The 12,448-nt window shown below is 44.2% G+C and carries 8 protein-coding genes; all 8 read right to left on the reverse strand.

The genetic code is table 11. The features are described 5' to 3' along the window. Positions 1–249 precede the first annotated feature (249 nt). The 8 genes from YC6258_RS11685 to YC6258_RS11720 all read right to left on the reverse strand — a co-directional run bounded on the left by YC6258_RS11685 (position 250) and on the right by YC6258_RS11720 (position 12,378). Positions 250–2,913 carry a TRAP transporter large permease gene (locus YC6258_RS11685; RefSeq protein WP_044617151.1) on the reverse strand — a complete coding sequence of 888 codons (2,664 nt, stop codon included), beginning with the start codon at positions 2,911–2,913 and terminating at the stop codon, positions 250–252. A gap of 12 nt (positions 2,914–2,925) precedes the next feature. Continuing rightward, positions 2,926–3,963 carry a TRAP transporter small permease subunit gene (locus YC6258_RS11690; RefSeq protein ID WP_144407620.1) on the reverse strand — a complete coding sequence of 346 codons (1,038 nt, stop codon included), beginning with the start codon at positions 3,961–3,963 and terminating at the stop codon, positions 2,926–2,928. Positions 3,964–4,128: 165 nt separating this feature from the next. Beyond that, positions 4,129–5,241 carry a TRAP transporter substrate-binding protein gene (locus tag YC6258_RS11695; RefSeq protein WP_044617152.1) on the reverse strand — a complete coding sequence of 371 codons (1,113 nt, stop codon included), beginning with the start codon at positions 5,239–5,241 and terminating at the stop codon, positions 4,129–4,131. Positions 5,242–5,749: 508 nt separating this feature from the next. Continuing rightward, on the reverse strand, positions 5,750–6,358 hold the full coding sequence (gene yfbR, locus YC6258_RS11700) for a 5'-deoxynucleotidase (protein WP_044617153.1): 609 nt from the start codon (positions 6,356–6,358) through the stop codon (positions 5,750–5,752). 29 nt (positions 6,359–6,387) lie between these two features. Continuing rightward, complete coding sequence (locus YC6258_RS11705) at positions 6,388–7,365, reverse strand: questin oxidase family protein (protein ID WP_044617154.1); 978 nt, start codon at positions 7,363–7,365, stop codon at positions 6,388–6,390. A 530-nt stretch (positions 7,366–7,895) separates the two neighbouring features. Next, entirely contained in the window at positions 7,896–8,849 is a 954-nt protein-coding gene (locus YC6258_RS11710) for a porin (protein WP_044617155.1), read from the reverse strand. 583 nt (positions 8,850–9,432) lie between these two features. Then, positions 9,433–10,824: a Re/Si-specific NAD(P)(+) transhydrogenase subunit beta gene (gene pntB, locus YC6258_RS11715; RefSeq protein WP_044617156.1), complete on the reverse strand. Its 1,392-nt coding sequence runs from the start codon at positions 10,822–10,824 to the stop codon at positions 9,433–9,435. A gap of 12 nt (positions 10,825–10,836) precedes the next feature. Further along, positions 10,837–12,378: a Re/Si-specific NAD(P)(+) transhydrogenase subunit alpha gene (locus YC6258_RS11720; protein ID WP_044617157.1), complete on the reverse strand. Its 1,542-nt coding sequence runs from the start codon at positions 12,376–12,378 to the stop codon at positions 10,837–10,839. Between the last annotated feature and the right edge of the window lie 70 nt (positions 12,379–12,448).

Raw genomic sequence — 12,448 nt, forward strand, 5'->3', positions numbered from 1 at the left:
GAAACCGACCTCACAAGATAGGTATGTCCCGACGATATCGGCCGGTTACGAAAACAACCGGGGTCAGGAAAGTAATTGACCAATCAGTTTTATTGCTGGTCACACTTTAAGCGGTTGTTGGGCGCCGACAATACCGGAAGGCTGAAGCCGATTCCAGCGATAATGCCGAAAATACATACTGGATTTAGGGTTTATCAGGCCGGGATCAATGCTTGTGATGATTTCATTGCCCGGCCTGGCTCATTGTTGTTAAAAACTCAGAGATATATTTTTGTGGCTGGAGAGACAGACAGCGATTTTTTTCGCCATAGCTGTCTCCAGTTTAGGTTGCTGACGAAGGCCTACATTCTGACGGAGCGCAAGTTCGAATGCATTTAATGCAGGCGATAGTTGCTTGTAGCCCGCTTCCCGCCAAGGGAACTGTTGTTGATATAGTTCCAGTGCATGATTGAGTTGTTCTTGTCCTTTATCTCTATCAGGTATCTCGCTTTTCAAGGCTTTACGAGCTTTATACAGAGCCGACTTGATGCGACTGGTACCTTCAATGCTGGCAACAGCGTTTTCTGTCTTTTGAATTTGAGTGATGGCTGAGTCAGGATCCTCTCTTCCGATGACTTCCTTGAGCCCCAAAAGGTCGGTTTTGAGAGTTTCATACTCATCGTACTGTTGTAGTGTTTTAGCTATCTTTGAAATCGTTTCGTACGCTGTGTCTGAGTTATTGTGATATCGGTTAACTGCCTGGGTATGTGATTTGGTTAAATCAATGAATTTTTCGTGGCGCTCAGACCAGTCATCCGGAATAAGTTTTTGCAAACGGTCTATTTCCTGTTCTGCATCTGTGATTTGAGACTTTAGTTGATTCACCTGTGTCATCTCTGGCTGATTTTCTCCCTGAATACGTTTGATATCCTGTTTTAGCTGCTCAATCCGGGTCGTCGCTCGTTGTTGTGCACTTTGTATGTCCCTGACTTGGTGGTGGAGTGAGGCATATTCTGTTTCGTATGTTTTAAGGGCAAGTTCAGCTTCCTTGATGTTTGTTACCAGAGTAGTGATTTTTTTGATAGCTTCATAACTTTGTATCAGATCATCACGGTAGTTTTCCGGAAGGAATGTCATATCAAGATTTTCCATACGTTCCACTTCTGTAAACAAAGAATTATCCGGAGCCAGATAGGATCGAATCTGCTGTTCATCAATGCAGGACTGCAACCGGGGGTTCATTGGTGGTGGCGCGTTCTCGGATGTTAAAAATGTTCGGTTAGGAAGATAATTAACAAGAGGAGGGACCAATCCTACGATGAGCAAGGTTAAAAGCTGCAGGCTGATAAACGGAATCACGCCTTTGTAGATATCAAGTGTTTTTACTGCAGCAGATGCAACGCCTCGTAGATAAAACAAGGCAAAACCAAATGGAGGTGTCAAAAAAGATGTTTGCATATTGATGCCGATCATGACTCCTAACCAGACTGCAGTCACATTTGCATCGGTGGCTGACAATAAAATAGGGGCAACAATTGGCACGACCACAACCGCGATTTCAATAAAGTCGAGAAAGAAGCCGAGGATAAAAATCACAACCATTACCACTATAAATTGAGTCCAAAACCCTCCTGGCATACTGGTCAGAAAGTGTTTTACTAATTCCTCTCCACCAAATGCGCGAAAAGAGGAAGTCAGCATGGCGGCCCCAATGAGAATAATAAATACCATGCTCGTGGTTTTGACTGTTGCGGTCATCACTTCATGCAGTGTGTTGTCAACGCGATGAATTCGAACAATTGCCCATATTAGAGCGACTATCATTGTTGAAACGGCAATAGCCGCTAGCACCAGACCCATCGCTTCTGCATCAGATTGAATACTTTTTATGTTCAATTGCCAGACTGATAACAGTCCCAGAATCACTATCGTAGAAATTAAACCAATCAAGGCAGGAAGAAAACGGAAACGCTCGCCTCTATGTAGGCGATAGCTTCCCATAAAGATGGCTCCAACGGCTCCTATGGCACCGGCCTGATTGACTGTGGCGACGCCAAGTAGAATCGAACCTAATACCGCAAATATCAGCATCAGTGGAGGTATCAACGACCATAACATGGTGATGATAAATGTTTTGTCGTACTTGTCGTTCTGACCAACCGGTGGAGCGGATCCAGGTTTTAATAGCGCGACCGCCAGAATGTAAACAATGTACAGGGACACCAGAATCATTCCTGGAATGATCGCTCCCATGAACATGTCGCCTGCACTGGCAGATGTTATGTCCAGGGAAGAGGGCATTGAGAATTCACCGGTCGCTGTCCGGTAGGCGGCTTTGCGAATCGTGCTGGCCTGATCCGCTGCGCTTGAAAGCTGATCCGCCAGAATGATCAGCACTATTGACGGAGGGATGATTTGTCCTAATGTGCCGGAGGCACAGATAGTGCCCGTTGCCAGGGATTTCGAATAATTGTTTTTTAGCATTGCCGGCAGTGAAATCATTCCCATGGCAATGACTGTTGCTCCAACAATACCTGTTGTTGCCGCTAAGAGGGCTCCAACAATGATGACTGATATACCAAGTCCTCCTGGTACAGGACCAAATAATCTGGCCATGGAAACAAGGAGATCTTCTGCAATTTTCGAACGTTGAAGCATGATTCCCATAAAGATAAATAGGGGAATAGCGATGAGTGTATCTCGTTCCACATTCCAATATATGCTTCTGAAGTTAGTCACTCCAGCATTCAGCCATTGCCAGGGACCTCCTTCAGCGAAGTAAGCGCTGCTGTCACCAGCAAACAGATAACCGCACAAAGCTGCCAGACTGATGGTTAGAATGGCGGAGCCGGGTAATGCAAAGGCGACAGGAAAGCCTGACGTTAAGGCGATGATCATTGTTAGGATGAGTACACATAGAAAAAATAACTCCATTTTGTAATGCTCCTAATGATCTTGTAAAAAGGCTACTGATGGATCTTCATCACTTTGACCGAGTAGGTCTGCAATGTTAGTCAGGAAATAGCTACAGAACTGAATGATCATGGTTACTGCAAAAATGATCAGGTAGAACACCATCAGATATTTCACGTACAACCCATAATTGCTTTGGGTGATCTCGTAATTAACAAGCGGACTGATAATGCTACTGGTTTTTTCCCACATGCCCGTTGATAGAATGATCCAGCAGAGTGGTAACCCAAGAAACAAAATCCCAAGAATATTTGTCCATGCTTTGGTGTGCTTACTGAATCGCCCATAAAGGACATCTACACGCACATGGCCGTCATGAAAGAAGGTATAGGCACTGGCAAACAGGAACAGGGCGGCGTACCAGAACCTGACCAGATCTCCCATGAATGCTTGTTCGTAGGAAAAAACAAAGCGGGAGATAACTATGCCGAACTCCGTCAGCACGACCATTAAAGCCAGCCAGAAAAAATCAATTTTTTTCACCATGGCGGCGATCAAAACTGAGAGTCCAATTAAGGGAAAATGCAGATAGAGACCGCGAAAATTTGATCGTCCGAGTTGAGTCGATAGGTTGTCACCTACCACATAGGGAAGAAAGCCTTCTATACGCAAGAAGGAGATGAGACTGTCGAATAGGCCGATCAAAAATACCGCCCAGAATGCTGCTCTGATAATAAATCTAACCAGGGAGTCCCATTTGTGGGCGTTTTCTATCAACGTATCCGTGGCGTTTCGGTATACGTATAAGACAGCTGCGGGTATAACGAGCAGGTAACTGATAACTTGTAACCACCCTAATGAATTACTGTCAGGGAGGTTTAGTCCCGAGTTTAAAAAAATCAGCATGCCTGGCCAGGCATGCCAGAAATTGAGGTAATTATTTAATAGAAAGCAGGCTGTCAGGAAAATCACTGATGCAGCAACAACTCTTGCAGTCACTTCCAGGGTTTTAGAATTGACTGTGGTGGAGAGCTTGTTTTTTGGCTCTTCCTTCAGGCTAGTTGAGTTCATAGATAACAACTTATTTAGTTCGCTGGCAGACTCATAATGTTTGGTAGCTCTACAGGCTAATGGCACAGGCAATTACATTGAGACCCATTCGTAAGCACGCGATAAAGCTTATAGTTAGGAGGTCTATAAGTTGTTTATCGCGTGATTATGGTTTTCGAGGGTCACTTAAAAGCCAAGTACCCTGTTACGTTGGGCGATATATTCAACGTCTGATATTTTGGCCCAGGCACCTGTTTCTTTGCGCGCTTTGACAAAGCTCGAATGTATATTCTTTGCGAGAGAACTATGTTTTTGTACTTCTTCATATACTTCTTCGCTGGCTTCTCCGAAAGCATCATAGATTTCGTCACTGAACTTTCTGAGCTTTACTCCCTGCTGGGTGATAAGCTGCTGTAACGCGGCACCATTTTTGGCAGTGTATTCGGCAAACATAACGTCGTTTTCCATGGACGCTGCTGCTTCGATGATCAGCTGATCTGATTTGGACAGGCTATCCCACCATTTTTTATTCATACCGATTGAAAGCATAGAGCCTGGCTCGTGCATGCCAGGATAATAGTAATATTTTGCTGCTTCATAGAACTTCATGATTTGGTCATTCCATGGACCAACCCATTCCGTGGCATCAATGGAACCGGAAATCAGGTTTTCATAGATTTGACCGCCGGGTAAAGAAACTGGAGAGGCTCCCAGTTTGGCGATGACATCTCCACCCAGACCAGGCATACGGAATTTTAAACCCTTAAAGTCATCAGGTGTGTTGATTTCTTTGCGAAACCAGCCTCCCATCTGCACGCCTGTATTCCCACACATTAACCCTTTCAGGCCAAACTGCGCGGACAGTTCATCCCAAAGTTCCTGCCCACCGCCAAAGCGAATCCATGCATTCATTTCACTGCAAGTCAGGCCAAAAGGAACCGCAGTAAAATAAGCGAAACCAGGGTGTTTCCCTTTCCAGTAGTACTCTGCACCGTGGTAAAGCTGTGCGTCACCGGAAGCCACGTGATCGACGGCATCGAAAGCTCCAACCCGTTCTCCGGCAGCATAGTATTTGATGGAAATACGACCATCTGTCATGTCTGTTACACGTTTGGCAAACCTTTGAGCACCGGTTCCAAGGCCCGGAAAATCTCTGGGCCAAGTAGAAACCATGGTAACTTCCATGCGATTTGCAGCAATGGCTGGCGCGGAAATTGTAGCAGCGGTAGCTACAACACCCGCTCCCGTCAGTCCCTTTTTAAGTATTTCACGTCTTTTTAATGCATCAGATTTTTTCATTAATTTTCTCCTCCGGGAACCTTTGTGCATCAACCAGGAGTAATTCACAGGAACCGGATTTTGTTATTTTTATGTCAGAGTCAAATAGAAACCAGAGCTTTATAGAAATAGGCAAACTAGAGAAGGATGTATAGTTCCCAGGCCGGTTTTCTAGGAGGCCAGTGCCTGTTTATCGCTGTGGTTTGAAATCACTTTAGGGGAATTTGAAAAATATTTAAATAGTGAAAAAGTCTAAAAATTTGTTGTTTTTGAGATATATTGTGTGTGCTGTCGCTACCTGAAAGGCAAAGATCTCAGTTTTTAGGGGATAAACGCTTAATAATTTACCTGCTTTAATATGGTTTTTTTTAGTGAAAGGACGCTTTTAGGACCAGTAGGGAGCGCGACAATTAGTCAAAATTGGTCAAACCAATATCCTTGGACTACTGGTTTGTTGGATCACAACAGATGAGAAGGGTTGCTAAAAGGCTCAATGATTTTCACTGTGTTAGTCAAATTTCAGGCACGGTCAGTTCTCGCTATCGTGTTTGGCCAGGAGTTCATCTAAGGTCAACTGATAGCTTTCCACAAAGGTCGCCATGAAATAATCCACTTCGACCAGCTCAAGTTCGCGAATGGTCCGTTCGATTTCTTTGGCGGCGGTTTTAAACTCACTGTTTCCACGATCAAGTTCCTGTTGACACTTCAGATATGCGCTGATTAGATCCGCTGCTTTGACCAGGGTTTTTACATGTGGAGCGATATTTTCATGTACCAGGAAGCGCTTGAACTCAGGCTTTAGCTTATCGGGTAGCAATGCCAGGAGTTGCTGCTCAGCTTCATTCTCGATAGCTTTATAAGCATCAGCTATCACTCCAGAGTAATATTTGATAGGTGATGGCATGTCACCGGTGATGATTTCACTACAATCATGATACAAGGCGGCTGTGGCTATCATTTCAGGCTGATATTCTTTCCCGAATATATCCTTGCCGATGACACCGAGAGTATGGGCAATAGTGGCAACTTGCCAACTATGTTCCATGACATTCTCAGATACTGTGTTGTGCATAAGCCCCCAACGTTTTATCAGGCTTAAGCGGTTTAGATAAGCAAAAAAACGACTCGTGTAGGACAATGTAAATACCTCTTGGTAAATGCTCGTGCTTATATACGGGTCCAGGCGGCCTCCAGATATTTTATATCGCCCGTCATTTCGTATTGCTGAAGACAGATATCCGCCAACTTGATGGTATGAGCATCCATGGATGCTATTGCCTTAGACTTCAAGGTACTCAGATCTGTTGAAATCGATGTTTTTTCTTTTGTATCAACAGGGGAGCGAGACAGGTAGGCGAGCACCAGACTCAACCAAAATGTCTTAATAGCGAAGTAGGGGTTTTCCAGGTATGGAATAGTCATATTGAATGCATAACCACCTGTAATAGCATGTAAAGCGCAGAAGTCATGGCTTTGTATATACCAGCTAAGGGCAACCTTTTGCATATCTGCAAGGTTCAGGTCGCTGGTTCCAGGCTGTAAGACCAGAGATTGATATTCGGGAAACAGAGTGACGGCCCGGAGTTCATCATCAATCAATCGATGTGTTATTGGTTGAAAAGATTGTCTTTTATTTTGGAGGTCAGAAATTAGACTCTCCAGACTGCCTGGATGGGAAGAGTGGTGGTTATTCGGCCAGGGGTAACTGACCAAATGAACCAGCCAGTCTGCCAATGCATGAGCAACTTCGCTATTTAGCTGGAATTGTAGAGCATAACCCAAGCGAATTAGCGGATGAAATGCCCGGGTAGAAGGCCCCGTACATAAGATGGGAAGCCAGGTTCTGAGTGTATCTTCTGCTCCGTTCTTTTGGATCAAATGATCGAAAGTAAACTGTACCTGATAAAACTTCTCTCCCTTTCCTATTAAAGACAGTAGTTCCTGTTTGGTCAGGATCTGAGCCGGAATCTCTTGTAATGGATCAAGTTGGCGACAATATAGTTTCGAGAACTCTTCTATATCCTGTTCATTAGCACCCAGGCGAATTAATGCCAATATGGCCATTGGTAGATGATTGGAAAGACCATTGTGGTGATCTGGTGCCCATTGACTAAACACCGATTCATATTGAACAGCTGTAACCATGACAGATTCTCCTGTATCGCTATGTCAAAGAGCTGTTCCGGTATTCTAAACAGATATTTTGTAAATAAAAATATTTATTTAATTGAGAGATAGAAGAATTCTGAATGAATTGAGTTTGAGGAGTTTGTTTACATGTCTGAAGGTGATTCTATAAAAACCTCATTGAAACAGTGATTTAATGAGTCATCTGATTGGTTTTTTATTCTGAAGGAATACTAAGGAAGAGACTAGCTGAGATGAATTTGTGGGAAAAAGAGCGGCGGTAAACTTGTTTTAAGGTAGCAATTTCGAACAAGTTACCTTTATGCCGCTTAACGAAGTTTGGGAATCTTGAAGTCAGAAAAATCTGAACATCAAAGTGTCATCCTTAGCTACCAGATGACTCTTGTTTGTACTCAACCGGAGTACAAATTCTTTTTAACATCGCCTTTATTGGTATTAGTCAATCATGGCAATGTTTTGAAAATTCTGGAAAGCCTCAAAGAGAATCTCTATGAGGCTTCGTCTTAGATAACTAAATGCTATCTATCTTAGAACTTAACAGCCAAGCCAGCAGCGTAACCCAGGTCTGTATCTACATCATCAGTGTCAGCGCCACCAATTTCTGCAAAAACATATGCTTTTTCAGCAAAAGCGTATTTAGCGTTTACATAATAAACCGTGATATTTGCGATATCATCGTTGTCTGGCAGGATTTGGCCAATGCCAGCAGCCAAAGTTACTGCATCTGTGGCACTATAAGTACCAGCGATTTGATATTCAACAGCGTCTTCGATATTGATATTATCGACTATAAATCCTTCACTACTAGACACTTCTGCTGCAACACTAAACATATCTACAGAGTAAGAGATACTTGCACCGAAGTTATTAACTTCATCGGCGTCGCCATCAGCTTTATAAGATTGAAATGCACCCGCAACAGTGATATCACCAAATGAAGTTTCGCCATAAAGATCAAAGGCAGACTCATCTTTGTCACCGCTACCATGATTCTCTTCCATATCATAAGAGGCTTTAACAGTGAACATATCAGTACTGTACTCGGCTTTGATAACATCAGAGCCTGAAGTGTTAGCAAATGCAGTATCCATTCCTAGTTCATAGTCTTCACCGATGCCAAAATCATCTGATGCATAAACCATATCACCCATGGAAACTTTGCCGCCCATGTAACCTAAGCCGACATAACCATCGTCTAGATTTTTTGCGGCTCCACTGTCACCTTCTTTGTTGAAATCAATTTCAAGAACTCCGAAAGCGGTCATTCCATTATCAAGGGTATAAGTAGGTTTGAATTTTATTTCCAGATCATCATATTCCATCTGTACTTTGCTATCTTTGACTCTGCTCTTCTCAAAGTTAACCTGGAAATCACCTTCCAGATTCAGTTTGAGGTTGTCTTGCTCCAAAATTGTTGCCGCAGATGCGCCAGAAGCAGCTACCACTGTTGAAACAGCAATCGATAAGGCCATTTTTTTCATATTAATCACACCATTTATCATTTAAGTTGATTTTCTTACTTATGATTGTGGGCAAAAACGACACCGTAGCAGGATGTTTATTCCACTCACTTCGGCGCATATGACACCACTACCTATAAATTCATACAAGCCACCTAATAAGACCATTCAGCCATTGTTCATCTGATGAATAAACGATATGTAAAGTTTTTGAGCTCAGTAATTGAAGTATTGGTGCTAGATACTAGTGTCAGACAAGTAAACGCTAGAAAAGTGAAATTGAACCAAGATTGTTTACAAAAAAATATCCAAAAAATGTAAATATATTTACGAAAAAAGCAGGAAAAATGTAATAAATGAGTTTTTTAAGATTTTAAACTGTAAAGAATATGTCTGTTGGTTTTATTTTGTAAATTTCATGTAATCTGAAACAGGGTTGAATTCTTGTCTGAACTGTGAGCAATAAAAATGTCAGAAAGTACAGATGATAGTGTTAGTTTATACAGAATTATCAGCGGATTCTGGTCGTGGCTATCATTTTTTGCTTGTTTTTATAAAAAAGGGGCACTATGCCCCTTTTTATAACCACTATTCAGGTTTCAGTTTACTTTAAGTTTTTGATTACTTCCTGAACGCTGTCTTTGGCGTCACCGAATAGCATCCTGGTGTTTTCCTTTACAAAGAGAGGGTTGGCAACACCTGCATAGCCAGACGCCATTGAGCGCTTGAGTACAACAACACGTTTGGATTTCCATACCTCTAATACAGGCATACCAGCTATCGGTGAGTTTGGTTTTTCTACTGCATCTGGGTTGACTGTGTCATTGGCACCGATAACGAGTACAACATCTGTGTCTGGAAAGTCTTCATTGATTTCGTCCATTTCCAAAACAATGTCGTAAGGCACATTCGCTTCTGCCAGTAAAACATTCATATGGCCTGGCAGGCGCCCTGCAACCGGGTGAATGCCAAATCTGACGATTTTGCCTTTTCTTCTAAGGTTTTCTGTCAATTCGCTTACTGCTTGTTGCGCGTGTGCGACGGCCATTCCGAACCCGGGGGTGATGATAATGCTGTCTGCATTTTCCAATTCTTCAGCGACTTCCTCTGCCGGAATTGCTATGGCCTCACCTTGGGGAGCATCATCGTCAGTAGGAGTGCCACCATCGGTTCCAAATCCTCCCATGATTACTGATATAAATGAACGGTTCATTCCTTTGCACATTATATAGGAGAGGATTGCACCGGATGAACCGACTAGTGCCCCTGTTACGATCAACAGATCATTTGCCAGCATGAATCCTGTAGCAGAAGCCGCCCATCCAGAATAGCTGTTAAGCATTGATACCACTACCGGCATGTCTGCGCCCCCAATTGCAGCTACCAAATGGATACCTATTAACAGTGCTATGATTGTCATAACAAGCAGCATGGCTGTATTGACGCTGGAATGCCCGTTACTAACAAAGATCATCATCATAATAAAGGTGATAATCAGTGCGACCAGGTTAAGCATGTGGCGCCCAGGCAAGGTGAGTGGTCGTCCGGAAATTTTGCCTTGGAGTTTGCCAAATGCTACCAATGAGCCAGTCAGTGTCACTGCGCCGATAAAGATCCCAAGATAAATTTCGGTGTTGTGAATGACCAGTTCGGCTCCCTGAAGGTGTGAACGTGGATCGAGGTAACCGCCCCAGCCTATCAGCACTGCTGCTAGACCGACGAAGCTGTGCAGCATGGCGACCAACTGAGGCATGGCGGTCATTTCCACGCGTCTTGCCAGAGTCAGGCCAATCGCAGAACCAATGACCATTGCAATGATCAGCAGACTATAGGCTTCGACTGCGGCACTGAAGATCGTTGCAAGAACCGCAACGGCCATCCCTGCAATTCCATAAAAGTTCCCACGTTTGGCTGTTTCTTGTGAGCTTAGTCCGGACAGGCTCAGGATAAACATAACGGCTGAAAATAGATAAGCCATGGTAATCATTCCATTCATGATGCTGGCCTCTTATCGACGAAACATTTTTAACATGCGGTGGGTTACAAAGAACCCTCCGGCAATGTTGATGGTGGCAAACAGAACTGCGATGAATGCCATGAGTGTAACCAGCCAGGAGCCGGAGCCGCTGATTTGTAATAGCGAACCGATGACTACAATTCCTGAGATCGCGTTGGTAACACTCATCAGTGGGGTATGCAGTGCGTGGGTTACATTCCAGATGACCTGCCAGCCTATAAAGATGGACAATACAAACACTGTAAAGTGAGAAACGAACTCAGCAGGAGCGACGCTTCCCAGTCCTAGCAGGCAAATGCCGGCGGCAATCCAGAAGCCAATAATGGACTTTGCGTCCGATTTTTTCTTGGCAGGAGGCTCAGGAATGGTAACTTTGGGCTCAGGTGTTGGTGTTGGCTGAGCACTCAATTTCGGGGCCGGTGGTGGCCAGGTGATTTCGCCGTCTTTAACAACGGTTGCACCCCTGATGACTTCGTCTTCCATATTTATAACAGCTTCACCATTTTTGTCCGGACATAAGTCGGTCAGGAGGTGTACCAGGTTTTGTGCATATAAAGTTGATGATTGGGTGGGCAAGCGGCTTGCAAGATTGGTATACGCAACGATAGTGACACCATGTTCGGTGACAACTTTACCTGGAGATGTCAGCTCACAGTTACCTCCTTGCTCTCCTGCTAAATCGACAATAACGGAACCATCTTTCATGGTCTCAACCATATCAGCCAGCCATAGCTTGGGGGCAGGTTTGCCTGGAATCAGGGCAGTTGTGATGACGATGTCGACATCTTTGGCCTCTTCCCGGAACAGTGCCATTTCTGCGTCAATAAATGCTTGGGACATCTCTTTGGCATAGCCGCCAATGCCTGAGCCATCCTCTTCTATATTGACCGTTAGGAATTGCCCTCCCATGGACTCGACCTGCTCTTTAACGATGGGGCGGGTGTCGAAAGCTTTAACAATTGCTCCCATGCTTTTCGCTGTTCCAATAGCCGCGAGGCCAGCGACGCCAGCACCAATCACTAGCACTTTGGCTGGAGGAATTTTTCCAGCTGCAGTAATTTGGCCATTCAGAAACCGGCCAAAGTGATGCGCTGCCTCAATTACTGCCCGGTAACCGGCAATATTAGCCATGGAGCTTAAGGCATCCATTTTCTGTGCGCGGGAGATTCTTGGAACAGAATCCATGGCCAGAACCTGGATATTTTTCTTGGCCAGCGATTTCAACAATGATTCATTTTGTGCTGGCCAGACGAAGCAAATCAGAATGGTATTTGCTTTTAGCTGGCGCAGATCATTGCCTTTTGGGGCATTGACCTTAAGTACGATATCAGCGGCGGAATATAACTCAGCAGCATCTTCGACAATATCGGCACCTGCCTTTATATATGATTCATTGGTAAAGCTTGCATCTGCTCCAGCGTCACTTTGGACGCTAACAGTGAATCCTAGCTTGATCAGCTTTTCGACACTTGCAGGGGTTGCAGCAACTCGATGTTCAAGAGGGTCTCGTTCTTTCGGGACAACTATAAGCATACGCTATGTCTCCTGGGTGACATGTTTTTTATCTACGGACTTATCTCATCACAGGCGATAACCGCCTGTC

The organism is Gynuella sunshinyii YC6258, assembly GCF_000940805.1.
In the GTDB taxonomy this organism is placed as follows: Bacteria; Pseudomonadota; Gammaproteobacteria; order Pseudomonadales; family Natronospirillaceae; genus Gynuella; species Gynuella sunshinyii.

Bases quoted from the DNA above. Each gene is read 5' to 3' on its own strand.
- YC6258_RS11685 (WP_044617151.1), bottom strand. From the start codon at position 2,913: ATGGAGTTATTTTTTCTATGTGTACTCATCCTAACAATGATCATCGCC.
- YC6258_RS11690 (WP_144407620.1), bottom strand. From the start codon at position 3,963: ATGAACTCAACTAGCCTGAAGGAAGAGCCAAAAAACAAGCTCTCCACC.
- YC6258_RS11695 (WP_044617152.1), bottom strand. From the start codon at position 5,241: ATGAAAAAATCTGATGCATTAAAAAGACGTGAAATACTTAAAAAGGGA.
- YC6258_RS11705 (WP_044617154.1), bottom strand. From the start codon at position 7,365: ATGGTTACAGCTGTTCAATATGAATCGGTGTTTAGTCAATGGGCACCA.
- YC6258_RS11710 (WP_044617155.1), bottom strand. From the start codon at position 8,849: ATGAAAAAAATGGCCTTATCGATTGCTGTTTCAACAGTGGTAGCTGCT.
- pntB (WP_044617156.1), bottom strand. From the start codon at position 10,824: ATGAATGGAATGATTACCATGGCTTATCTATTTTCAGCCGTTATGTTT.
- YC6258_RS11720 (WP_044617157.1), bottom strand. From the start codon at position 12,378: ATGCTTATAGTTGTCCCGAAAGAACGAGACCCTCTTGAACATCGAGTT.